Origin of the sequence: Clostridium sp. SGI.024 (assembly GCF_050315195.1) — a bacterium.
GTDB lineage: Bacteria > Bacillota > Clostridia > Clostridiales > Clostridiaceae > Clostridium.
The window spans coordinates 62,928-86,660 of record NZ_JBNPON010000009.1 but is presented as its reverse complement, the minus strand read 5'-3'; the positions used below and the strand labels follow the sequence as shown (position 1 = coordinate 86,660).

Sequence of the window (23,733 nt, the reverse complement as noted above, 5' to 3'; positions counted from 1 at the left end):
GAGGAAAATAGATGAAACTACTTTTAATTGAAGATGAAATAGAATTATCAGAAGCTTTAGTTCAGATATTAACTAACAATAAATATGTTGTAGATGCAGTTTATGATGGAGAAGATGGGCTAAATTATGCGCTAACAGATATATATGATGTAATAGTATTAGATATAATGCTACCTAAGCTAGATGGATTAAGTATATTAAAGAAATTAAGAAAAGAAGGTATTCTTACTCCAATAATTATGTTAACTGCAAAGACACAAATAGAAGATAGGGTTTTAGGATTAGATTTAGGAGCAGATGATTATTTATCAAAGCCTTTTGCAGCTGAAGAACTATTAGCAAGACTTAGGTCTATAACTAGAAGAAAAGGAAATGTAATAAATGAAAATATATTAACTTATGGGGATATAAGATTAAATATAAACACTTATGATCTAGATGCAAATGATGAAAGTATAAGATTAACCTTAAAGGAATTTGAAATTATTAAATATTTTATGGAAAGGCCTAAATGTGTTGTAAGTAAGGATGATTTAATAACTAAGCTTTGGGGATTTGATTCAGAAGTCGAATACAACAATATTAAAGTGTATATTTCCTTTATTAGAAAAAAATTAGCTTATTTAAAATCTAAAGTAAATATAGTAACAATAAGAGGTGTTGGATATAGATTGGAGGACTAAGTTTGTTTGATAAATTAAAGAAAAAATTTATATTAATTAATATGTCTTTATTAACAATGGTTTTTGTTTTGATTTTTGGAACAATATACATAACAACTTCTATAAGTATGGAAAAAGATTTAGAACATGAATTAAAAAGTACTATTTCAAATCCAAGGAAACCAGGTCCAAATTTTAAAATGATGAGTAGTAGTATAATTATTGAATTAGATTCTAATAACAATATAGCAAAAATTTCTAGCTATATTGAAATTGATGAAGATATACTTCAAGATGCTATTTATACAATAATTAAAAATGAAAATAATTTAGATAAAATAAAAATAGAAGGAAGTAGTTATGGATATTTAAAGGAATATACTCTTAAAGGACTAAAAATAGCACTTATTAGTAGAGAACCTCAGATTAATGTATTAAATAATCTATTAAAGGTATTTATAGGAATTGGAAGTATAAGCCTTATTCTATTGTTATTTAAAAGTATTTATCTAACCAATAAAACTATTAAGCCAATAAAAGAGAGTTTTGAAAAGCAAAAGGAATTTATAGCAAATGCTTCACATGAATTAAAGACACCATTAACTATTATTAGGACAAATACATCTCTAGTTTTATCTAACAGTAGTGAGACCGTAGGAAGTCAAAGTAAATGGCTTAATTATATTAATAATCAAATAGAAAGAATGTCTAAGCTTATAGATGAAATGTTATCCTTAGCAAAATTAGATACAGGTAAGGAATTAGAAGAATTCACAGTTTTTGATATTAGTAAATTAATAAATAATGTGTTATTAACCTTTGAAGCAGTAATATTTGAAAATAATATCGAATTGTCATCTAATATAGAGGAAGATATAACTATAAAAGGTGATAGAGAAAGTATTAAGAAAGTGTTTATTATATTATTAGATAATGCAATTAAATATACTAGTAAAAATGGGAAAATAGATGTAGAGTTAATAAAAGAGAAAAACAAGATAAAACTTAAGATTAAAAATACTGGCGAAGGAATTAAAAAAGAAGATTTAGATAAAATATTTGAAAGATTTTATAGAGTAGATACATCAAGAGCTAGAGATACAGGGGGATATGGATTAGGATTATCTATAGCTAAGTCTATAGTTGAAAGTCATAATGGGAAAATATATGCTGAAAGTAATATAGGAAAAGATACTACCTTTATAATTGAATTTAATATCTAATATCTTCAGATAAATTAATAATTTCATTAAGGAGGCTTACTATGAATGATAGAGATTATATAGAAAAAGAAACGAGAATACTTTATAAGTATATATTAGAGGATAATGAGCAGTTTGATAATAAAAAACAACTTTATGCAAGAATATATAATAATATAAAATATACTGCTAAATGTGATATAGGTGGATTTGAAACTTTAGATTTATCCGTAAGTGAAATAAAAGATATCATTAAAAATGTAATAGAAAATTATAAAGAAGATTAAAAGATTTTTATTTTTGTGAGTTTGATGGACATAGAAATAGAAATTTCTATATAAAAATAATATAAGGATAATATAACAAGTTATTGAAATACTATAAGTAATCTGTTATAACTGTTAAGAAACTCAGCATGTGCTGGGTTTCTTAACAGTTATAGTTATAATATCATAATGAAGGTACCTATTGTAATAAAGATTCCACCTACAATTGTCTTTACACTAGCTGCTTCTTTTAGTATTACAAAAGCTAAAATCATTGTTATTACAACGCTGAATTTATCTATTGGAACAACTTTAGAAGCTTCTCCAATTTGTAAAGCCTTATAATAAAATAACCATGAAAGCCCAGTTGCAATACCAGATAAAATTAGAAATATCCAGCTTTTTTGAGTTATATTACTGATTTGACTTATACTACCATTAATTAGTACTATTCCCCACGCCATTATTAAAACTACAACTGTACGAATGGCAGTAGCTAGATTTGAGTTTATGTTTTCAATTCCTATTTTAGCTAATATTGAAGTAAGTGCTGCAAAAAGAGCAGATAATAAAGCATAAATAACCCACATATGAATAGCTCCTTTAAAATTAATTTTTTTTAACAATATAAACTTCCTCCATCTATAATGTAATAATATTATTATATAATAGTAATAAACATAAATAAAGGTTATGATAAATTATGTAAGTAGGAATTATTTCTGATACACATGATTTATTAAGAAGAGATTTTCATTACCTTTAACTATGGCAATTATGAATATTCAAAATGGAAAAGTAAATATAAATAATTTAAAATAGTCATATAATATGCATTTAAAACATTATATATAGTAAAAGATATATTTTAATTTTAATTATAATATAATAATATTAATATCTAAAAAAACTATTAAGATTAAATAAAAAAAGAGGATAACCATAGGAGAGTATAGAATTAGTAACTGTATCACATTTTATGGAGGGGGTAGTATGTTATTATCAACTAATCCGGCAGTTAGGCTATACGAAATCTTAAGTAAATCAAAAGAGTTTTGTAGTAATAATGCTAAAAAACAAAGTAGATTTAGAACGGTGGAATCAGTTATTGCTCAAGTTTTCGATTTAGATATGAACGATGATGAAAAAGTATTTATAGCAATTATTGAAATTATTCAAATGATAGAAAATATAAAAAAACTTACTAATAAGATTGAAAGTAATTCAAAAGATGAATTAGTAAAATTACTTACTAATTTTGAAAAGAGGATTATGGCTTTAGGATTAGAGGATGATATACACAAGTTAGATAATATAATTACAAATGAAATATTGATATCCATAAATGGATTAGCCTTAGCTTTAGATGTATGTAATCAATATAGAGATATTGAATAAGAAAATCTAAATAAGTTTAGGGAAAAGATTAGAAATTTAATAGATGAACTAGAAGATTTAGAAGTAAATAATGAGTTGAAGTTATTTATTAATAATGTACTTTATGATTTATACATTAGAATAGAAGAATACAAAATATATGGTATAGAAGGATTAAAGATATCTATTGAACAAGGGTTAGGTAGCATAATGCTAAATAGAAATATTTGTGAAGAAGCATCTAAAAATAAAGGGTTTAAGGAAAGTATAAAAAAATATTAAGCTTACTTACTAGTATTAATACAACTATTTCCTTTGCAAAAAATATAATACCAATTGCACAAGAAGCAAATGATATTGTAAATAGACTTTTAGATTAATGTATAGAAAGGGAACTGCTCAGCAGTTCCCTTTCTATATTTATTTATATGTAGTATGAGATGAAGGTTCTTTTTGAGAAGTAGGAGTTTTTTCATTAGCTTTATTTTTAACTTTTTCATTATAATTTGGAGAAGTAGGATCTAAATTATTTTTATTAACTGTATTTTTCATAAACAAAACCTCCTTAAGTCTTATATCAATAATTAGATTTTCCAAATAATAAAAAAATATTATATAATTTAATAAATAGAATTTTGGTAGGTGGCAATATGGAGAAAAAGAAGATTTTTATTATAGAAGATGATGAAAAAATTAGAAATGAATTATGCACATTTCTAAATAAATATGGTTATGAAGCTATATATTCATTAGACTTTGAACATGTTATAGATGAGGTTTTAAGAGAAAAATATCATTTAATATTATTAGATATAAACTTACCTTTTTTTGATGGGTATCATATTTGTAGAGAAATAAGAAAGAAAAGTTCAGTTCCTATTATAGTTGTAACTAGCAGGGATAGTGAAGTTGATGAACTTATGAGTATGAATTTAGGAGCAGATGATTTTATAACAAAACCCTATAATACTCAAATTCTCTTAGCAAGAATATCATCCTTATTAAGAAGAACTTATAATAATCAAGAATCAGAAATTTTAGAATACAACAATCTTCAGCTGGATCTATCTAAGAGTGAAGTTAAATATAAGGATAATAAAATAGAATTAAGTAAAAATGAAAGTAAAATTCTATATGTTTTAATTAAGAATAAGGAGAAGATAGTGTCTAGAAATGATATTATAGAAGCCTTATGGGAATCGGATGAGTTCGTTGATGATAATACATTAACAGTTAATATTAATAGACTTAGAAAAAAATTAGAAGAAATAGGTGCTATAGATTTTCTAAAAACTAAGAGAGGATTAGGTTATATACTAATATGAAAAGCATAGATTTTTTAAAAGAAAGAGCGTTATTTATATTTATTAATATAATAGTTTTAGTATTTTCTTCTATTTTACTTAGTGCCTTAAATGTAGATTTATATACTGTTATATTTATATTTGTAATAAATCTTATAGGAATATTACTTTATCATATTTATGATTACTTTAATAGAAAAAATTATTATGATGACTTACTTATGAATTTGGAAGCTTTAGATAAAAAATATCTAATTTCTGATGTTATTAATGAAGGAAGTTTTTTAGAAAGTAAAATTTTATATCATATTATAAAAGAAACAACTAAATCCATGAAGGATGATATATCTTCTTTAAAAATAAATAATAAAGAATACAGAGAATATATTGAACTTTGGGTTCATGAAATAAAAACACCAATAGCAAGTAGTAAGCTTATTATTGAAAATAATAAATCAGAATTAACTAAAAGTATTGAAGAGGAAATTACTAAAGTTGAAAACTACATTGAGCAGGCATTGTTTTACGCTAGAAGTAATACTTTAGAAAAGGATTATATTATAAAAGATATAGACTTAAGGTCTATTGTGAATAAAGTAATAAGAAGAAACTCAAAAGTATTAATTGAAAAGAAAATAAAAATAGAAACTTTAGATTTAGATAAAATAGTTTATACAGATAGCAAATGGATAGAATTTATTTTAAATCAAATAATATCTAATTCAATTAAATATATGGATAGCTATAAGTCAGAAAATAAAATTAAGTTTTATACCAGGAATATTGGAGAAAATATTGTGCTATATATTGAAGATACAGGAATCGGAATGAATGAAAAGGATGTATTTAAAGCTTTTGAAAAGGGATATACAGGTGAAAATGGACGCAGGTTTGGAAAATCCACTGGTATAGGATTATATCTATGTAAAAAGCTAAGTAATAAACTTGGACTAGGGATTAATATTGAATCTACTATAGGAAATGGAACTAAAGTATCTATTGTTTTTCCAATTAACAAGATGATGATCTTCCAATAATTGAAGGCACCTATAGAGAATTCAAAAGTATTTATTTTATATAGCTAAAATAATTATCTTCTTAGATACTCTATTACATATTAGAAGGTTAATATAATTATTATATTTATAAATCAGAGATTAGGGATAGAAAAATGTAATTATAATCCTACATTTGAAATGTTAAAAAAGAAGTTTAAGAGCATAAGTGAAATATAATGTATTGAAAACTGAATATATGGTATTTTTTATTTGTACCAAAATTATAATAGAGAGATATATTTTAGGAAAATAGAAAATTGGGAAAGTAGTAAAAAAATAACAAAAGATATATAATGGTAGATGGAGGGGTGGTACTTTGAGAGAAAATATATTGATTATTGAGGATGATGAAGATATTAGCAGAATATTAGAATTTTCATTAACTAAAGAAGGATATACAGTTAAGATAAATTCAAGTGGACATAGAGTAGAAGAAGATATACAAAACTTTAGTCCTAATTTAATATTATTAGATATTATGTTAGGTGATATAGATGGATTTTCTATTTGCAAAGAAATTGCAAATTACAGGATACCTATAATTATGCTTACAGCAAGAGGAGATATTACAGATAAGATTCTTGGACTTGAATTAGGTGCAGATGATTATATTACCAAACCTTTTGACATTAGAGAAGTAATAACAAGGATTAGGGTAGCATTAAGAAGAAAAAAAGAAATTGTTAAGGAAGATAATATTAAAATTAATATTTCAAGTGGTAACATCATTATTTCAGAACATAGCAGAGTTGTAGAATGTAATGGGGAAGAAATAAAACTTAAACCAAAGGAATTTGATCTTTTATTATTTTTATCGAAAAACAAAAATAGGGTTTACTCAAGAAATGATTTGTTAAATTTAGTTTGGGGATATGATTTTATTGGAGATACAAGGACTATAGATGTACATATAACAAGATTGCGTCAAAAGTTAAAACATAAAGTAAATATAGAAACTATTTTTGGAGTTGGTTATATGTTAAAGGAAAGTAATGCTAACAATAAGGCGTAAATATGGAATAGTATTATCTGTAATTTTCATTGTATTCATAATTATATCCAATATAATATTAAATAGATTTTTTTATAGAAATTTTAAAGAGTACATTACAAATGATATGGAGAAGAATTATCAAGTTTCACTTAGCAGTTTAAATGATTATTTAGCCATAAATAATATTTATAAAGATGAAATTACATTAAAAAATTTAAATAATAATATAATTAACTTTATTTTAAAGAGAGCTTATTGTCAAGGCGCTTTATATGACTTAAATGGTAACCTATTATCAAAAGGAAGAATAAATGAAAATGAAGTAGATTTAAATATATATGGTATTTCAGAAGAAACTTTAAATACAGTTAAAGAGAATAAGGCAATTATAGATATTGAAAGAAGATCAGATAGTATAATTGGAAAAGTAAGTTATTTAATTTATGGCAAGAATAAGCAGCCTATTGGAATTATGATGCTAACTAACAATTATGAGAAAGAATATATAAGAAATGAAAATATAAATAGACTAGTTAATTATATTTTTACTGGGCTTTTCTTAATTATAATAATTTCTATATATTTCTTATCTTCAAAGATAGTTACTCCTTTAATACTTCTTAAAAATAAAGTTTCAGAAGTAGGAAAAGGTAATTATCCTTCAAAAATTAATATTACTTCAAATGATGAAGTAGGAGTTTTGGTAGATTCATTTAACTTAATGAGTGAAAAGCTGAAAAAGAAAGATGAACAAGAAAAAAATATATTTAGAAATATAACACATGAATTAAAATCTCCAATTACTAGTATTTCAGGATATGCACAAATATTAAGTGAAGATAACTTTCAAGATGAAGAATTTAAAGCAATAGCTATAAAAAGAATTGTACTTGAGTGTAATAGAATGAACGAATTAGTAGGTACACTTTTAGATATTTCAAAGCAAATAAGCGATTTAGAAGATTATTCATTTGAAAATGTTGATTTGAAATACATTTTAAATAATGTATTACAAACCAATTTAATAAGAATAAATGAAAAATCATTAGAAATAATTAGTGAAGCTAATGATGTTAGTATAAATGGGAATAAACAGTATTTATATATATTGTTAAATAACTTAGTTGAAAATGCAGTAAAGTATTCAAGTAATAATAGTAAAATAGTGATAGAACTAAAAAAATTCAATGAAAATATTATTTTTTCAATATTATCAGATGGAAAGGCTATTCCTATTGAGAAGAAGGAAAGTATATTTGAGCCTTTTGTTAAGGTTGATAGAAATAGTAAAAATAAAAAAAATTCTCATGGACTAGGGCTATATATTTGTAAAAATATTGTGGAATCTCATAATGGAAAAATAGAAGTAGAAGTAGATGGAAATAAATCTAAATTTATTGTGAAATTTGAAAACTTTAATACTTTGGAAACATCTTAATATTATTCCAACAACAACTAATTATTATAATAAGCAATAAAATGATTGGAGGAATTAATATGAAAAGAAAATATTTAGTATTATTAATTGTTATAGTAACAACAATGTTGCCAGTAGGATGTTCAAAGGGAAGTAATGAAAACATAGTATTGGAAACAGAAAAAGTTGTTATAGATAATAACACAAAAGAGAAGAAAAATATGGATTTTCAAATTAAAAAGGTAGCTGAAATAGAACTTCCATATACTGGGGCTATTTATAGAATCCCTTATATAAAGGAAAATACTATTCAACTTATATACGTAAATGAAAATGATGTTAATAGAGAAGTAAGTATTGGTAAGTTGAATAGCGATAATGAAGTTAATTGGACTTATAAAAATATTGATGGGAAATTATACACAAATGATTCTTATCATGGAATTTACTCAAATAAGATAAAAAAAGATAACAGAATTTATTCTATAAATAAGGATGGGGGATTAGAGGAATTAGCTGGATATACTAAATTAATTGAAGAACAAGGTAACCTACTTTATGATAGTCATGATTCCTATAGAAATGGAACTATAGATGTAGTACTTCTTGGAAGTGATGAAGATCCTAAATTAGCATTAGTAGATATTCCAAATGAAAAATATTATGTTATTCCAAAGGAATTAAGACATAATGATAAAGATGGAGGATTAAGAGAAGTATTAGGAATAGAGAAAGATAGGATTTATGTTAATTATCAGTATTTAGAAGAGTATTATTCAGATGATTTCGATCCAACAAAAGAGCATGACACAAAAAATACTATAGGATATATTGAAAATAATAAGTTCACTAAAATATTGTCAGATGATGATGGTATTGAAATTGATACTAGAGGAGAAATGCTTTATGAAAATGGTAGAATATTATTTTCAGGCTTTGCAGAAGGTAAGAATGGAATTTGGAATTATGATATAGATAACAAGAAGCTTACAAATATCGTTGAGGTAGAGAGTGGTACATTCTTTGAATTTCATATAAGTGAAAACAAAGATAAAGTTATTATAAGCAGTTTGAAACCTGCTTTAGAAAGGGATGAAAAACGAAACAATACGTTAAGTATTGCTAATATAAATGATAAGTTAGAAATTACTAATATAAGTAATATAGTGACTAATACAGATGAAAGGCATAGTGAAATATTCGAAGGTTGGGTGAATGATGGAAAAACATTTTATATAAGATCAATTGTGGCTGATGAAAATTACAATGCAACAAATAAGTTAGAAGTTTATAATATAATCGAATAAAAGAATGACTTCTTTATAAGAATTTAAATGATATGGGAAAATTGCCTTAACATTAGGGGGTAAGGAGATATATACATGAATAATAATGTTGCACCAAAAACAAATGAAGTAGAATCTAAACCTAAGAGTAAAATTAAAAATATAATAATTTTTACAGCGATAGCTTTAGTAATATTAGCAGTATCTCTATTTACTTATATTCATTTAGAAAATAAAAAACTTATAGATAGCTATGAGAATAAGGTATATCCAGGAACTTTTGTTTTCAATAAAGATGTTTCAGGAATGACAAAAGATGAATTGCATAAAGCTTTAGAAGAAATGGTAAGTGGTATTTCAGGCAAAAAAATAAATGTTGTAGTTGGAGAAAATAGCTTTGAAAAAAGCTATATTGATCTTGATACAACAATAGATTACCAAGCTTTTGAAAATGAAGTTTTAAGCTTTGGAAAAGATAAGAAGTTTAAAGAACAACTTACTTTAATAAAAGAACCACAAAATAGAACTTATGAATTTGAAATGAAATATAATGAAGCTAAAATATCTGAGTTTTTAGATACAATAGCAGAGCAGGTTAATATAAGTTCACAAAATGCTAGTATAAGTGTAAGTGGTGGACATGTAAATATAACACCTGGACAAGTAGGGTATGAGTTAAATAAAGAAGAAGTATCTTCTAATATAAAAGATATTATAGTTAATATAAATAGTAGTGAGATTGCTTCAATAGATGTAAAACTAAGTGAGGTTAATCCTTCAATAACTACAGAAGCTTTGAAATCAGTAGATAAAATGATATCTAGTTATACAACTTATTTTGATGCAGGTCCTAGTGGACATAATATTCAAGTAGGAGCAAGTATGATTGGAAATGTGCTACTTATGCCTGGTGATACATTTTCAACTGTAAATGCTATAGGTCCTACAACTAAAGCAAATGGATTTGTAGAAGCTAATACTTACCTTAATGGTAAGGTTGTACCTGGTCTTGGGGGAGGAGTATGTCAAATTTCTAGTACAATATATAATGCTGAACTAAGAGTAGGTATACTACCTGATTTTAGAACATATCATGAAATGGTAGTTAAGTATGTTCCACAAGGATTAGATGCAACTATAGGTGATGAGTGGCCAGATTTAATATTTACAAATCCATTTGATTATCCTATAGTAGTTAATGTTTATTCTAGTGGAAACTCAGTTACTGCTGAATTTTGGTCTAATAGTCAAGCTACAGGAGGGATAACATATGAAGCAAAAGCTTATCAAACAGGTCCATTATCTGCGGATGCTTACTTATATGGATATAACTCTGCAGGAGAATGTGTATCAGAGCAATATTTAGATAGTAGCGTTTATAAACCATTTAATTAATTTATTATAAAAAAACGTATTACTAAAAAGTATATACGTTTTTTTAATTATATTTTACTTAGTATAAAGCTAATAAATAGATTTATGGAGGAAAATAATACTGAAACTATTAATACTTTAGTTAAAAGTAAATTATATTCAAGTATATTTATATTAGAAAATAAATCTAAATTAATGATATTCAAGATTAATAATATTGCAAAAATAAATATAACTCCTATAGATGCTCCTTTAATATCTGCTGGACTTAAAGAAATATGGGAACAAATATTAAATATTAAGAATAAAAACAAATAAAATTCTGGCCTTCTGAAATTATTAAATGAAAAGATACTCTTAAAAAATTCGAATATACCATCAGCACTTAATAACTCATTAGTATTTTCTAAGGAAACTGGCACAAATAGTTTAAGTAATAAGATAATAAGTATGCTTCCACATATAATAGGGGCTACCCCTATAAAGAAATTTCCTACTTGATGATAAATATTCCTAGGGTTATAGGAATGATTTACATATCCTAAAGTTCTATTTTCATCATTAACTTGAAAAAATTTCACTTCTTTAATTTTATGTCCAAATAATAAAGCTACTATAAGGTGGCTAAGTTCATGAATTGGAACTCCTACAAGTCCTGTAATATAAATAGCTTGTCTACCAAACTTTTTTTGATAATTAGTCATTGAAGTATTTCTCAAAAATCCTAAAATTAATCCCGAAATAACTATAATTCCAATAAACCAGGATAAATCTATTAATGTTTTTAATAATATATTTTCAATGTTCATAAAATCACTCACTTATTATAAATTTATGGCGAAGATAAGATATTTTCTTATATTGCCATATATTCATATATTATCATAAACTATAAGATAATACATTTAATATGTATATATATGAGAATATATTTATAAAAATAAATATTACAAAACTGTAAGGTTAATGTTATATACTTCAATGGATGAGAGAGTATAAATGAAATACAATATTCCTATAGTAATAAATAGGAGGGATTAACTATGGAAAAGGAAATATTAAGAGTAGATAATATAGAAAAGTATTATGGAAGGAAAGGGAATATTACTAAGGCCATTAATAATATAAGTTTTACTGTAGAAGAGGGAGAATTCGTTGGTGTAATGGGAGCATCAGGTAGTGGTAAAACTACACTTTTAAATTGTATATCCACAATAGATAAAGTAAGCAGTGGACATATTTATATTTCTGGAAATGATATTACAAAACTAAATTCTAAAAAAATCTCAAAATTTAGAAGAGAAGAACTAGGATTTATATTTCAAGATTTTAATTTACTAGATACTTTAACAGCCTATGAAAATATAGCTCTTGCCTTAACTATAATGAAGGTTAATCATAAAGAAATAGATAAGAGAGTAAAAGATGTGGCTAAAAAGTTAAATATAGAAGATGTTTTAAATAAGTATCCTTATGAAATGTCAGGTGGACAAAAGCAAAGAGTTGCATGTGCTAGAGCTATCATAACAAAACCTTCACTTATTTTAGCAGATGAGCCAACGGGAGCTTTAGATTCTAAGTCGGCTAAGATGTTACTTGAAAGTATGGAGGATTTAAATGAAAGTCTTAATGCAACTATTATGATGGTTACACATGATGCATTTTCAGCTAGTTATGCAAGAAGAATTTTATTTATTAAAGATGGTAAAATATTTAATGAATTAATTAGAGGAAATGATTCAAGAAAGGAATTCTTCGATAAGATAATTGAAGTTATTACACTTCTTGGAGGTGAGCAAAATAATGTATTCTAAGTTAGCCTTTAGAAATTTAAAAAGAAGTTTTAAGGATTATGCAATTTATTTCTTAACCTTAGTATTTGGGGTATGTATATTTTATACATTTAATTCAATAGAATCACAAAGTATTATGATGGAGTTAAGTGAAGTTCAAGCGTCTGCCTTTGAACAAGTAGATTTAATAATGGGATATGCTTCAATATTTGTAGCTTTTGTATTAGCGTTTTTAATTATTTATGCAAATAATTATTTAATAAAGAGAAGAAAAAAAGAATTTGGAATATATATGACTTTAGGCATGGATAAGGGTAACTTATCTAGAATAATATTTTTTGAAACATTATTAGTAGGTATAATATCTTTAGCAATTGGATTAGGAATAGGGGTTATTTTATCACAGGGATTATCAGTATTAACAGCAAAGATGTTTAAAGTTAATTTACTTAAGTTTAAATTTGTTTTTTCTTATAGTGCTATGATAAAAACTCTTATTTCTTTTGGAATTATTTATATATTAGTTCTTATGTTTAACTCAATGTCTATTAGAAAAATTCAATTAATAGATTTAATAAATTCCTCGAAGAAAAATGAGAATATTAAGGTAAGAAATATTTGGATTTCAGTATTTATATTTATAGTTAGTTTAATAATGATAGGATATGCTTATTATCTTATACTTGATAATGGAACTGCTACTTTAGGGATTAGTGTAAGTGGAACTAGTATATTACTTGGTGCCGTTGGTACATTTTTATTTTTCTTTTCATTATCAGGATTTTTATTGAAACTTGTTCAGTCAAATAAAAAATTATATTTAAAAGATTTAAATATGTTTGTACTAAGACAAATAAATAGCAAAATAAATTCTGTATTTCTTTCAATATCATTTATATGTTTATCTTTATTTATAGGAATATGTATGCTTGCAGGGGGACTTGGAATAAATAGTGCATTAAATGCAGAGGTAGAGGATTTAACTCAGTTTGATGAAACTATCTGGAATTTTGAAGGGATAGATATATATGAGTATTTGAAGGAAAGAAATCTTGATATAAGAGATTATTCAAAGGATTATGTTAGTTATATAAATTATAAAGGAGACCTTAAGTATAGTGATTTACTATCATCAGAGGATATGAAAAAGGGAAAAGATTTATATCCAATTGCGTCAAACTCTGAAGTTCAAATTATTTCATTAACAAAATTTAATGAAGTAATGAAAATGTTAAATAAGGATCCTATAGAATTAAAGGATGGAGAATATGCTTTATTTTCAGATATAGATCATTTAATGGATTCATTAAATAATGTATTAGAAAGTAATAAGAAAATTGAAATTAATGGAAATACTTTAACACCAGCTACTAAAGAAGTTATAGAGGTAGTAGCATATAATCAAATGATGAAAAATAATCTTTGCACTATAATAGTAAAAGATAATATAGTAAGTGGACTTACTCCATGGACATCATATTTGAATATTAATTATAATGAAGGTAATGAAAGTAATATTAATGAAAAAATAAATGATATTCGTGAAGAAGCTAAGAAGGAAAATGATAATTTAATTTATTATGCTACAAGGGAAGAAATAATTGCAGATTCATCTAGTATTGGAGCTATTATATCTTATTTAGGAATATATATTGGAGGAGTTTTCTTAATTGTTTCTGCTGCAGTATTAGCTTTACAACAATTATCTGAATCCACTGATAACATTTCAAGATATAATTTACTAAAGAAGATAGGTGTAGATGAAGGCATTATTAATAAATCTTTATTAACTCAAATAGCAATATATTTCTTGATGCCATTATCTCTAGCACTTATTCATTCAATAGCAGGGTTAGAGTATTCTAAAAGGATAGTAACACTTTTTGGTAGCATTAATATTATGAAAAACATTTTAATTGCATTAGCAGTACTAGTTATAATTTATGGAGGATATTTTGTTGCTACTTACTTAGGAGCAAAGAAAAATATAAATAATGCAGTTTAGGTTTTAGTGGAGTTGTTTTAGTACAACTCCTAATTTTTTGAGAAAATATAATTTTCAGATTAATAGGAATAGATTGTAAAATATGCTATAATTAGTTTGAATAAAGTTAATATTTTATTAAATATAATAAAACTTTAAGAGGCAAATAGTATGAAAAAAGTATATAGAATGTTATTTATATTACATTTATTTGTAGGAATAGGTGCTATAGCTGGGGGGAGTATGGCTATTTTAAATCCCTATACACCAGGAGGAATGTCTACTTATGCTTTAAATCATTCACCCTTTAGCAATTTTCTTATACCTGGAATTATATTATTTACAGTAATAGGGCTTGGGAATTTATTTAGTTCAATGACATTTCTTTTTAAATCAAAATATCAAGGATATATAAGTAGTGTTTTTAGCTGGGCCTTAGTAATATGGATTGTTGTTCAATGTATAATGCTTAGAAGCATTGTTTATCTACATGTTATATTTTTTATTATAGGTATAGTGCAAGCTTTTTTATCATTTACTATATTATTTGAAAAAAAGTTATTTCCAACAAATATTATTTTAAATATTATAAAAAAGCTAGAAAAGAAATTTCCAAATAGCATTATATTCAAGTTTATGTATAATATAAAAAAGAGATTTTATGGAGTATAATCAATTCTTGTAATATAAATATCACTACATTCAAAAATGAATGAGGTGATATTTTTTTTCTAGGAATTTATAAAAATATTACCCTGTGAATAATTTTTAAGTGATACCCTAAATCTTTGATTAACTTATACCTTCGAATGAATATGAGAAGGTATTTCATTTATAAATTCCTTTCCTTCCGTATATGAGGATATAGATATTATATTCTGGCGACTTGGAACCTGAGAGGTCGCAAAGAATATAATATCTATATCCTTTTTTATTTACAGTAAAGATATTTAGTACTTGAAAATATTTCTCAAAAGGTTATAGTCTATAATAAGAATATAAAATGAAATTTAAAGGAGGTAATTATTTGAATATTAAATTAAGTGCCTTAGATCAATCTCCAATAGGAGAAGGATCAAACTCTAGTGAAGCATTAAGAAATACAATTGTTCTAGCTCAAGAGCTAGAAAAGTTAGGATATTATAGATTTTGGGTATCTGAACATCATGATACAAGAAGCTTAGCTGGCTCAAGTCCAGAAATACTTATTTCTAGCATTGCAGCAAAAACAAATAAAATAAGAGTTGGTTCAGGGGGAGTAATGTTACCTAATTATAGTCCTTATAAGGTGGCTGAGAATTTTAAAGTATTAGAAGCCTTATATCCCAATAGAATAGATTTAGGAATAGGTAGAGCTCCGGGTGGTATGCCTTTAGCAAGCAAAGCTCTAATGCAAGGTAGAAGTATTTTTAATGATAATTATGAGGAGAAAGTGTTAGATTTAGTAAGATATATTTATGATATAGTTCCAGAAAATCATGAATTTAGTGGACTTAAAGCAACTCCAATAGTTAATACTTATCCTGAAATTCATATACTTGGTTCTAGTGGGGGAAGTGCAGGACTTGCAGCTAACATTGGCGTATCTTATGCATATGCTCAATTTATTACTGGAGGTATGGGAGTAAGCTCAGTAAATTGGTATAGAGATAATTTTAAAAAGTCAGTGGTATCTTTATCTCCTAATACTATAATTTGTAGCTTTGTTATTTGTTGTGAAACAGAAGAGGAAATTAGTAATCAAGTGGCAATTATGGACTTAACTTTACTTTTAGTTGAAACAGGAAAGTCTTATGGCATGCCTTCATTAGAAAAGGCATTAGCTTATAAATATTCTGAAGGGGAAATGCAAATAGTTAAAAGAAATAGAAAAAGAATGATAATCGGAACACCAGATAAGGTGAAAGAACAAATTATAAATATGAGTAAATTATATAATACAGATGAATTTATGATAATTAACTTAAATACAAACCTAGAGGATAAAATAAAATCTTACAAGTTAATTTCTGAATCTTTTTAACTTTAGACTGCTTTGGCAGTCTCATTTTTTATTATTTAATTTTTTGTGGTATTATTATAAGTAAGTAACAAAAGTATTTTAGGAGGACTTATATGAAAGTTTTAATTACCAATGATGATGGAATTAACGCAAGAGGAATATTAGCTTTAGCAAAAGAAATTTCAAAGAAACATGAAATTATAGTTGTAGCACCTAGAGAGCAGAAGAGTGCATCTAGTCATTCTATTTCAATTCATAATCCAATAAAAATAAAGGAAGAAAAGATAGATAAGGACTTTAAGTCCTATAGTTTAGTTGGAACTCCAGCAGATTGTACACAAGCAGGTCTTTCATTACTTAGTAAGGATATAGACTTAGTTATTTCAGGAATAAATAGAGGATTAAATTGTGGTACAGATATACTATATTCAGGAACTGTTTCTGCAGCAATAGAAGGAGCTATATATAATGTGCCATCAATTGCTATTTCCATGGAAGTTAATTGGGAAAGATATGATGAAGATTATACTAAGGCAGCAAAGTGGATAAGTAAGATAGTAGATATAGCAGAAAAAAGTTATTTAAAGCAAGACGTGGTTTTAAATGTTAATGTTCCTAATATAGCTGAAGAAGATATAAAAGGAATTAAAGTTTGCAAGCTTGGTAAATCTACTTACAAAACAGATTATGCTTTAGTAGAAGAAAATGAAGATATGATTTATACAACAAAGGGAACAAGAAATGAAATATTAGAAGAAGATTCAGACTTATATTTCTTAACACAAGGCTACGTAACTTTAACACCTTTGCATTTTGATTTTACTAATTTTAAAATATTAGATGAGGTAAAAAATATTTTTGAAGACTAGGTGATGTAAAATTGGAAGAAGAAAATATAAAAGAAATATTATTGCAACGAAGGTATATGAAATTTAGACTAATAGTACTAGGCTTAGTGATAGGGATAATTACTGGTATTGTAATAGTATTAAATAGATTAGCTATAACGAAATTTAGTTACATATTTAACAATTTGTATAAGTGGGGTAATAGAAATCTACTAAACAGTATATTAGTAATATCCATTATATGTTTATTAGGATATATAGTAGGATTAATGGTTAAAAAAGAAAGTATGATTTCTGGCAGCGGAATTCCACAAGTTAAAGGAAGAGTTGTAAATAAACTTAAAATGAATTGGTTTAAAATATTAATATATAAGTTCTTTGGAGGGGTTATTGCCTTATCTACAGGACTTACATTGGGGAGAGAGGGCCCTTCAGTACAAATAGGTGCTTCAGTAGGTGAAGGAGTTGCAGAAAAAACCTATAAGAAATTTCCTGTAAAGAAAGAATTTTTAATTACAGCCGGTGCATCCGCAGGACTTTCAGCTGCTTTTAATTCACCCTTATCAGGTATTATATTTGCATTAGAAGAAATACATAGAAATTTTTCACCTTTAGTTTTACTTCCTGCAATGGCAGCAGCTATAAGTGCTGATTTTATATCAAAGAATTTCTTGGGAATGGAGCCATCTTTAAATTTTAATCAAATAAATGCAATACCCTTAAAATATTATTGGATATTAATAATTTTAGGAATTTTAACTGGTATTATGGGTGTTGTTTTTTCAAAAGGAATATATTTATTTCAAGATATTTATTCAAGATTAAAAAATATTCCTCAAGAATTTAAAGTAATGATTCCATTTATAGTTACAGCATTTATTGGATTATTGGTGCCAGTGTTATTAGGCGGGGGACATGAAGTTATTTTAAAATTAACTACAAGTGATAACTCTATAGTATTTTTAATACTATTATATATATTTAAGTTCTTATTACTATTAATATGCTTTGGCTCAGGAACGCCAGGTGGCATATTTTTACCTATGTTATTACTTGGAGCTATTCTTGGAAATATTGTTGGTGTTTTTTCTAATGAAGTTTTTGGCGTTAGCAGTATTTTTATAATTAATTTTATAGCTTTAGGTATGGCTGGATACTTTGCAGCTGTAGTTAAAGCACCTATAACAGGAATAGTTTTAATTATGGAGATGACAGGCTCCTTTAGTCATTTCTTATCATTATCTGTTGTTGTTGTAGTTGCATATGTAACTTCAGAGTTTTTAAAGAATGAAGCAATTTATGAAGTGCTTTTGGAAAGACTGCTTAAAAAAGTAGGAGTTCATAAGGAAGAAAATGAAAATAAGAAAACTATACTAGAATTCGTTGTAGAAATGGGAAGTATAGTTGAAGGTAAACAAATTAGTGAGGTGAATTGGCCAAAGGATTGTTTATTAGTATCTATAAAAAGAGGTGAGAAAGAAATAATTCCAAGAGGATATGTAAAAATAGAAAATGGAGATTATATTGTAGCCTTAGTAAACATAGATAAAAGAGCAAATGTAATTGAAGAAGTTAATAAATTAACACTAGTATAGTTGCAGTTCACAATGTAAAATAAATTTAGTAATTAATTTTACATTGTGCTACAGCTTTATTTTTTTAATATATTTTTATTTTCAGAGATATAACTTAATATAGAATTTTTTATGGCATTTGCAATTGCTTCTTGTCCTTTTTCAGACTTTAAATATCTTTCATCAGAAGCATTGCTTAAGAATCCTAATTCTAATAATACTGGAATACTTGAATTTAGTTCTAGAACTGCTAGAGCATCTTCTTTATTTTTATAGGTTTTTACATTTCTATCTGCTGTATAATTTGCATTAATCAATGAATTTTGTATAGTTAAAGCTAAGTTTTTACTATCTTCATTTCCTGATTTATACCAGGTTTCAACACCTTTTGATTCTTGATTTTTATAGTCACTATTACAATGAATAGATACAAATAAATCAGCTTTTAAAACTTCAGTTATTTTAATTCTTTCCTTTAAGCTATCATTAGCAGTATTAAGCCAAGTTAGTGAATCATTTGTTCTTGTATAAACTACTTTCACTCCATTTTCTTCTAACAATTTTCCTAGTTTTAGTGAAATATTTAAAACTATATCTTTTTCTAAAGAGCCAGATAAACCTTTTGCACCAGTATCCCAATCTCCATGTCCAGGGTCTATACAAACTGTTATTTCAGTGCTTTTATTATTATTTGATGATGTAATATTTTTGTTAATTGTAGACTTTTTATTAAATAATAGAAAAATGGAAAATAATATAATAGCAATTAATAAAAAGCTAAATCTAAATACCAATTGTCTTCTTCTTTTACGTTTATAGAGAAGTTTTCTTTTGTATGCAAGATTAAATTGGGGTTTTTCCATATATTTTTCCTCTTACTTCATAATATTTTACATAATATAATTATACTAACAATACAAATAATTGTAAATAATTGGAAAAAATAAGTAATATATCATTAGTTGATAATATATAAATATTGATATAAACTATAATAAAGGGGGAAGAACCATGCCTAAAATTTTACAAAATCCAAGGGAAACAATGCTAAAAGAAGGATATAAATTACTAGAAGATAAAGGTTATAAAAATTTTAGCATGAGAGAACTTGCTAATAGATGTGATATTGGACTAGGGACAGTATATAATTATTTTGAAAATAAGATGTCGTTAGTTAGAGAAATCTTTAATGATACTTGGATGCAAATAATTAAAGATTTAAAAACTGTTAATGAAAAAAATATATCATTTGAAGAAAAAATAAAATTAATATATCTAGGATTAGAGAAGTTTTTAACATATTATAAGGAAGTTTTTTTTGAACTTTCAAAGGAAGAAAAAACTAAGAAAGATAAAGAGTCACATTCATGTCCTAGGTATAATGTATTAGATGAATTGTATTTAATTGTTAATGAAATAATTGAATTACACAAAGAAAATAAAGACATAACAATGAATATTGAAACAAGAAAATTAACTTCTTTTTTAATAAATAATATGGTGACTTTATCTATGAAAAATACTGATTTTACTATAGAAGATTTATTATTTATAGTTAGAAATAAATTATAAAGGAGATAACTATTTGTATGGATTGGTTAAATAAGATAGAAAGAAAGATAGGGAATTTTTATATAAGAAATTTAATGCTAATTATTATTTGTGGCCAAATTTTAGTTTTTGCACTTAGTTATATGGGAAAAGATATAGCTAATATATTAATTTTAAATAGAAATGCGGTGTTTAATGGAGAAGTTTGGAGGCTTGTAACATTTATATTTGTTCCATCAAGTTACTCTATAATTTCTTTTATATTTTCAATGTATTTTTATTATTTAGCAGGAACTGGATTAGAACATGAGTGGGGAGAGTTTAAATTTAACTTTTATTACTTTATTGGTATGCTTGCAACTATTATTGTTTCAATGATAACTGGAGCTAGTGCTACTGGAACATTGATTAATCTTTCCTTGTTTTTAGCTTTTGCTAAAGTATATCCAAACTTTCAAGTATTGTTATTTTTTATAATACCAATTAAGGTTAAATATATAGCTATATTAAACTGGGTTATTATAGTATATAACTTTTTGTTAGCAGGGTCAGTAGGAGGAAAGATACTAACTCTAGTTCCATTAATTAACTTTTTCTTATTCTTTGGAAAAGAAATATTAACAGGAACTACTACTAGTGCTGTTAATTATAGAAGGCAACAAAAATTTAGAGCACAGATAAAAGAAAAAGAAGTTATTCATAAATGTGTAGTTTGTGGAATTACAGAAAAAGAAGATCCTAAAATGGATTTTAGATATTGTTCTAAATGCTCAGGTAAAAAGTGTTATTGTGAAAATCATATTAGAAATCATGAGCATAAATAATTGTAAAATAATTATTTATTAATTTAACTTTGATAAATGTTAAAAATAGATTATTGATATATGCAATAAAATAAATATATTTTAGAAACTCCGTAAGGAGTTTTTTCTCTAATTTTACATTTTACATGGGACATAGTGCCCTAAGGTAGAGGGATTTAAAGATACCTTTACCTTTTTTGATTTTTAAAGAGATGTAATTGTTTTTATGAATAGCAATAGATAATAATTATTAAATAGTAATGATAGTAATTGTTGCTTGTATGATGTATAATGAAATGGAATAAAAATTGACTATTAATTGAAAAATATAAAGTAAATTTATAACTAAGAAGGGAAGAAACATGGAAAATAACGAATTAAAAAAGATATATGATAATCCACTTCATATAAGATATATGAATAATCCAAGTGAAGAATTAGTATTAGAAGCAGTTAAGAGAAATGGATTAGCTATAAAGTACATTAATAATCCTAGTAATTATGTGAAGGAAGTAGCAATAAAAAATAATCCATTAGCTGTGGAATACATTGAAGATTTAGGTGAAGAAAATTCTATTTTAGCAGTTAGGCTACTTTGGAATTCATTAAAGTATATTAAAAATCCTACAAATAAGGTTAAGTTAGAAGCATTGAATGCTAAGGGATGGGCTATTCAATTTATAGAAAATCCCACTGAAGAAATGCAATTAAAAGCAGTGTCTAAGGATTATGATTCAATTAAATATATAAAAGAACCATCAGAAGAAGTTCAATTAGCTGCAATTAAAAAGTACTGGGCTGCAATAAAATTTATAAACAGTCCTACTTTAGAAGCTAGAAGAGAAGCCGTTAAAGGAAATGAAGAAGCAATTAATTATATTAATTTTAATCTTGATGAATTAAAGATATTAATTGGAGATAATATAAAGATTGTTAAATATGTGTATGATTCAATAGATGTAGATTTTGTCGTTAATGTTGTTATAGACAAAGTAAAAGAAGAATCCATTGACGAAAAGTATATAAAGGACTTTTTAGAATTAGAAATACTAGAAATGAATAAAATCAATTTTATAAAAGCATATGGAAGTAAGAAAGCTAAAGTGTTTTTAGTTGATTATAAACTTTCAAGATAAAAAGAGGTGAGAATATGAAATTTTCAGAAGCTATAAATACCGTAGAATTAGTAATAGAATCAGGAAGTGTTCCATTAATTATTGGTGAGGCAGGAATAGGAAAAACTTCTTTAGTAAAGAGAATATGTAATTATAAAAATTATTATTTAGTAAACATAGATGCTAATCTATTAAAGGAAGGGGAAATAGGAGGGCTTCCTATAGTAGATAACGGTAGGACAAGATATGCAACTCATTATAAGCTAATAGAAATTGACAAAGCTATAGCAGATAGTAATTATGATGGAGTAATGTTATTTATAGATGAGCTTAATAGATGTGAACATGCAGTTCAACAAGAACTTATGAACTTAATATTAAATAGAGAGATTAATGGGTATAAGTTAAATGATAATGTAAAAATAATAGCAGCAATGAATCCTTCAAATAAATATGATGGATTTGAAGATAGTGACTATCAAGTTGTTGATATGGATAATGCACAGGAAGATAGATTTGTTTGGATAGAATTAAGTTCAGATATAAAGGAATGGTTAAAATGGGCTATGAGTGGTGAAGTAAATGTACATGATCACATTATAGAGTTTTTATCAAATTTTCCTGAATATTTAAATGTTACGAATTCAAATGAATCAATTAAAGCTACACCAAGGAGTTGGGAAAGAGTTGCTAAAGCATATAAGGTTTATTTAAATAATACTGAAAGCTACTCAATAGATACTTTTTATAATGTAGTTAAAGGAAATGTTGGAGTAAGTATTGCAACTGATTTTATCAATTATATTAAGAATATAAAAAATCCATTAATTAAGCCTGAAGACTTATTTTCTTATCTAATTTTACCTGTAGAAATAAAAGAAGAAATAAGAGGAGAAAGCCATTCAAGATTATATATACTAGCTAAAAATTCTATAAGATATCTAAATGAAAATAATAGTGAGGTAAATAGAAAGTTATTTGCAGATTTATTGACTTCCTATCCAAAGGATTTAAGACTTGGTATTATGAAAGAGATAAAAGGTGATGTAAAAGAAGAAACATACACTGATTTATTATATGAAGATATGTTTTTAGATTCCTTCTTTAGCATTTATGAATAGGA

The 23,733-nt window shown here is 25.6% G+C and carries 25 protein-coding genes; 21 read left to right on the top strand and 4 right to left on the bottom strand.

Annotated features, from left to right (window positions below; translation table 11 throughout):
• Positions 1-11: 11 nt before the first annotated feature.
• From ACQRD5_RS05035 to ACQRD5_RS05025, 3 genes are read left to right on the top strand one after another with little or no spacing between them, the layout of a single operon-like run.
• Complete coding sequence (locus ACQRD5_RS05035) at positions 12-683, top strand: response regulator transcription factor (RefSeq protein ID WP_320899802.1); 672 nt, start codon at positions 12-14, stop codon at positions 681-683.
• Positions 684-685: 2 nt separating this feature from the next.
• Positions 686-1,885, top strand: coding sequence for a sensor histidine kinase (locus tag ACQRD5_RS05030; protein WP_427746545.1), 1,200 nt, complete (start codon positions 686-688; stop codon positions 1,883-1,885).
• A 41-nt stretch (positions 1,886-1,926) separates the two neighbouring features.
• Positions 1,927-2,151: a hypothetical protein gene (locus ACQRD5_RS05025; RefSeq protein ID WP_294167687.1), complete on the top strand. Its 225-nt coding sequence runs from the start codon at positions 1,927-1,929 to the stop codon at positions 2,149-2,151.
• 155 nt (positions 2,152-2,306) lie between these two features.
• Here the strand turns inward: ACQRD5_RS05025 and ACQRD5_RS05020 are convergent, their stop codons facing one another.
• The gene (locus tag ACQRD5_RS05020; protein WP_294167693.1) at positions 2,307-2,720 is read right to left on the bottom strand and encodes an EamA family transporter; all 414 of its coding nucleotides are present in this window, start codon (positions 2,718-2,720) and stop codon (positions 2,307-2,309) included.
• Positions 2,721-3,123: 403 nt separating this feature from the next.
• Here ACQRD5_RS05020 and ACQRD5_RS05015 point away from each other — a divergent pair, with 403 nt between their 5' ends.
• Together ACQRD5_RS05015 and ACQRD5_RS05010 are read left to right on the top strand one after the other, a co-directional pair.
• Positions 3,124-3,528, top strand: coding sequence for a hypothetical protein (locus ACQRD5_RS05015; protein WP_427746544.1), 405 nt, complete (start codon positions 3,124-3,126; stop codon positions 3,526-3,528).
• Positions 3,529-3,603: 75 nt separating this feature from the next.
• Complete coding sequence (locus tag ACQRD5_RS05010; RefSeq protein WP_427746543.1) at positions 3,604-3,789, top strand: hypothetical protein; 186 nt, start codon at positions 3,604-3,606, stop codon at positions 3,787-3,789.
• Positions 3,790-3,927: 138 nt separating this feature from the next.
• On the opposite strand, the gene ACQRD5_RS05005 is transcribed toward ACQRD5_RS05010, so the two are convergent.
• Positions 3,928-4,059 carry a hypothetical protein gene (locus tag ACQRD5_RS05005; protein WP_294167691.1) on the bottom strand — a complete coding sequence of 44 codons (132 nt, stop codon included), beginning with the start codon at positions 4,057-4,059 and terminating at the stop codon, positions 3,928-3,930.
• A 98-nt stretch (positions 4,060-4,157) separates the two neighbouring features.
• Here ACQRD5_RS05005 and ACQRD5_RS05000 point away from each other — a divergent pair, with 98 nt between their 5' ends.
• The 6 genes from ACQRD5_RS05000 (at position 4,158) to ACQRD5_RS04975 (ending at position 10,961) form a co-directional block, all read left to right on the top strand.
• Positions 4,158-4,832, top strand: coding sequence for a response regulator transcription factor (locus ACQRD5_RS05000; RefSeq protein ID WP_294170173.1), 675 nt, complete (start codon positions 4,158-4,160; stop codon positions 4,830-4,832).
• Positions 4,829-5,848, top strand: coding sequence for a sensor histidine kinase (locus ACQRD5_RS04995; RefSeq protein ID WP_320902006.1), 1,020 nt, complete (start codon positions 4,829-4,831; stop codon positions 5,846-5,848). The genes ACQRD5_RS05000 and ACQRD5_RS04995 overlap by 4 nt, the downstream gene beginning before the upstream one ends.
• 337 nt (positions 5,849-6,185) lie before the next feature.
• Entirely contained in the window at positions 6,186-6,881 is a 696-nt protein-coding gene (locus ACQRD5_RS04990; protein WP_320902008.1) for a response regulator transcription factor, read from the top strand.
• 106 nt (positions 6,882-6,987) lie between these two features.
• Positions 6,988-8,301 carry a HAMP domain-containing sensor histidine kinase gene (locus ACQRD5_RS04985; RefSeq protein ID WP_320902010.1) on the top strand — a complete coding sequence of 438 codons (1,314 nt, stop codon included), beginning with the start codon at positions 6,988-6,990 and terminating at the stop codon, positions 8,299-8,301.
• Between the two features lie 59 nt (positions 8,302-8,360).
• A complete protein-coding gene (locus ACQRD5_RS04980) occupies positions 8,361-9,587 on the top strand; it encodes a hypothetical protein (RefSeq protein ID WP_294188202.1) in 1,227 nt (408 codons plus the stop codon).
• 75 nt (positions 9,588-9,662) lie between these two features.
• Entirely contained in the window at positions 9,663-10,961 is a 1,299-nt protein-coding gene (locus ACQRD5_RS04975) for a VanW family protein (RefSeq protein WP_427746542.1), read from the top strand.
• A 47-nt stretch (positions 10,962-11,008) separates the two neighbouring features.
• On the opposite strand, the gene ACQRD5_RS04970 is transcribed toward ACQRD5_RS04975, so the two are convergent.
• Positions 11,009-11,749, bottom strand: a complete 741-nt coding sequence (locus ACQRD5_RS04970; RefSeq protein WP_427746541.1) for a hypothetical protein — start codon at positions 11,747-11,749, stop codon at positions 11,009-11,011.
• 234 nt (positions 11,750-11,983) lie between these two features.
• On the opposite strand from ACQRD5_RS04970, the gene ACQRD5_RS04965 reads away from it, so the two are divergent.
• The 6 genes from ACQRD5_RS04965 (at position 11,984) to ACQRD5_RS04940 (ending at position 19,162) form a co-directional block, all read left to right on the top strand.
• The gene (locus ACQRD5_RS04965) at positions 11,984-12,754 is read left to right on the top strand and encodes an ABC transporter ATP-binding protein (protein ID WP_291627253.1); all 771 of its coding nucleotides are present in this window, start codon (positions 11,984-11,986) and stop codon (positions 12,752-12,754) included.
• Positions 12,744-14,738 carry an ABC transporter permease gene (locus ACQRD5_RS04960; protein WP_294363003.1) on the top strand — a complete coding sequence of 665 codons (1,995 nt, stop codon included), beginning with the start codon at positions 12,744-12,746 and terminating at the stop codon, positions 14,736-14,738. The genes ACQRD5_RS04965 and ACQRD5_RS04960 overlap by 11 nt, the downstream gene beginning before the upstream one ends.
• Positions 14,739-14,888: 150 nt before the next feature.
• Positions 14,889-15,389, top strand: coding sequence for a hypothetical protein (locus ACQRD5_RS04955; RefSeq protein ID WP_294363005.1), 501 nt, complete (start codon positions 14,889-14,891; stop codon positions 15,387-15,389).
• Positions 15,390-15,744: 355 nt separating this feature from the next.
• A complete protein-coding gene (locus ACQRD5_RS04950; protein ID WP_294363008.1) occupies positions 15,745-16,740 on the top strand; it encodes an LLM class flavin-dependent oxidoreductase in 996 nt (331 codons plus the stop codon).
• A 92-nt stretch (positions 16,741-16,832) separates the two neighbouring features.
• Positions 16,833-17,588, top strand: a complete 756-nt coding sequence (gene surE, locus ACQRD5_RS04945) for a 5'/3'-nucleotidase SurE (protein ID WP_291627261.1) — start codon at positions 16,833-16,835, stop codon at positions 17,586-17,588.
• An 11-nt stretch (positions 17,589-17,599) separates the two neighbouring features.
• Positions 17,600-19,162 (top strand): ClC family H(+)/Cl(-) exchange transporter, encoded by a 1,563-nt coding sequence (locus ACQRD5_RS04940; RefSeq protein WP_294363011.1) that lies wholly within the window; start codon positions 17,600-17,602, stop codon positions 19,160-19,162.
• Positions 19,163-19,218: 56 nt separating this feature from the next.
• Here ACQRD5_RS04940 and ACQRD5_RS04935 read toward each other — a convergent pair whose 3' ends face one another.
• A complete protein-coding gene (locus ACQRD5_RS04935) occupies positions 19,219-20,004 on the bottom strand; it encodes an N-acetylmuramoyl-L-alanine amidase family protein (RefSeq protein WP_291627266.1) in 786 nt (261 codons plus the stop codon).
• Between the two features lie 148 nt (positions 20,005-20,152).
• Here ACQRD5_RS04935 and ACQRD5_RS04930 point away from each other — a divergent pair, with 148 nt between their 5' ends.
• From ACQRD5_RS04930 to ACQRD5_RS04915, 4 genes are all read left to right on the top strand, one after another.
• Complete coding sequence (locus ACQRD5_RS04930; protein ID WP_291627268.1) at positions 20,153-20,713, top strand: TetR/AcrR family transcriptional regulator; 561 nt, start codon at positions 20,153-20,155, stop codon at positions 20,711-20,713.
• 17 nt (positions 20,714-20,730) lie between these two features.
• The gene (locus ACQRD5_RS04925) at positions 20,731-21,516 is read left to right on the top strand and encodes a rhomboid family intramembrane serine protease (protein ID WP_294363015.1); all 786 of its coding nucleotides are present in this window, start codon (positions 20,731-20,733) and stop codon (positions 21,514-21,516) included.
• A 341-nt stretch (positions 21,517-21,857) separates the two neighbouring features.
• Complete coding sequence (locus tag ACQRD5_RS04920) at positions 21,858-22,631, top strand: hypothetical protein (RefSeq protein WP_291627272.1); 774 nt, start codon at positions 21,858-21,860, stop codon at positions 22,629-22,631.
• Between the two features lie 14 nt (positions 22,632-22,645).
• Positions 22,646-23,731 carry an AAA family ATPase gene (locus ACQRD5_RS04915; RefSeq protein WP_291627275.1) on the top strand — a complete coding sequence of 362 codons (1,086 nt, stop codon included), beginning with the start codon at positions 22,646-22,648 and terminating at the stop codon, positions 23,729-23,731.
• Positions 23,732-23,733: the final 2 nt, after the last annotated feature.

Coding starts and splice junctions, on each gene's coding strand:
- ACQRD5_RS05035 (WP_320899802.1), top strand. CDS start 12: ATGAAACTACTTTTAATTGAAGATGAAATAGAATTATCAGAAGCTTTA.
- ACQRD5_RS05025 (WP_294167687.1), top strand. CDS start 1,927: ATGAATGATAGAGATTATATAGAAAAAGAAACGAGAATACTTTATAAG.
- ACQRD5_RS05020 (WP_294167693.1), bottom strand. CDS start 2,720: ATGTGGGTTATTTATGCTTTATTATCTGCTCTTTTTGCAGCACTTACT.
- ACQRD5_RS05015 (WP_427746544.1), top strand. CDS start 3,124: ATGTTATTATCAACTAATCCGGCAGTTAGGCTATACGAAATCTTAAGT.
- ACQRD5_RS05005 (WP_294167691.1), bottom strand. CDS start 4,059: ATGAAAAATACAGTTAATAAAAATAATTTAGATCCTACTTCTCCAAAT.
- ACQRD5_RS05000 (WP_294170173.1), top strand. CDS start 4,158: ATGGAGAAAAAGAAGATTTTTATTATAGAAGATGATGAAAAAATTAGA.
- ACQRD5_RS04995 (WP_320902006.1), top strand. CDS start 4,829: ATGAAAAGCATAGATTTTTTAAAAGAAAGAGCGTTATTTATATTTATT.
- ACQRD5_RS04985 (WP_320902010.1), top strand. CDS start 6,988: ATGGAGAAGAATTATCAAGTTTCACTTAGCAGTTTAAATGATTATTTA.
- ACQRD5_RS04980 (WP_294188202.1), top strand. CDS start 8,361: ATGAAAAGAAAATATTTAGTATTATTAATTGTTATAGTAACAACAATG.
- ACQRD5_RS04975 (WP_427746542.1), top strand. CDS start 9,663: ATGAATAATAATGTTGCACCAAAAACAAATGAAGTAGAATCTAAACCT.
- ACQRD5_RS04970 (WP_427746541.1), bottom strand. CDS start 11,749: ATGAACATTGAAAATATATTATTAAAAACATTAATAGATTTATCCTGG.
- ACQRD5_RS04965 (WP_291627253.1), top strand. CDS start 11,984: ATGGAAAAGGAAATATTAAGAGTAGATAATATAGAAAAGTATTATGGA.
- ACQRD5_RS04960 (WP_294363003.1), top strand. CDS start 12,744: ATGTATTCTAAGTTAGCCTTTAGAAATTTAAAAAGAAGTTTTAAGGAT.
- ACQRD5_RS04955 (WP_294363005.1), top strand. CDS start 14,889: ATGAAAAAAGTATATAGAATGTTATTTATATTACATTTATTTGTAGGA.
- surE (WP_291627261.1), top strand. CDS start 16,833: ATGAAAGTTTTAATTACCAATGATGATGGAATTAACGCAAGAGGAATA.
- ACQRD5_RS04935 (WP_291627266.1), bottom strand. CDS start 20,004: ATGGAAAAACCCCAATTTAATCTTGCATACAAAAGAAAACTTCTCTAT.
- ACQRD5_RS04930 (WP_291627268.1), top strand. CDS start 20,153: ATGCCTAAAATTTTACAAAATCCAAGGGAAACAATGCTAAAAGAAGGA.
- ACQRD5_RS04925 (WP_294363015.1), top strand. CDS start 20,731: ATGGATTGGTTAAATAAGATAGAAAGAAAGATAGGGAATTTTTATATA.
- ACQRD5_RS04920 (WP_291627272.1), top strand. CDS start 21,858: ATGGAAAATAACGAATTAAAAAAGATATATGATAATCCACTTCATATA.
- ACQRD5_RS04915 (WP_291627275.1), top strand. CDS start 22,646: ATGAAATTTTCAGAAGCTATAAATACCGTAGAATTAGTAATAGAATCA.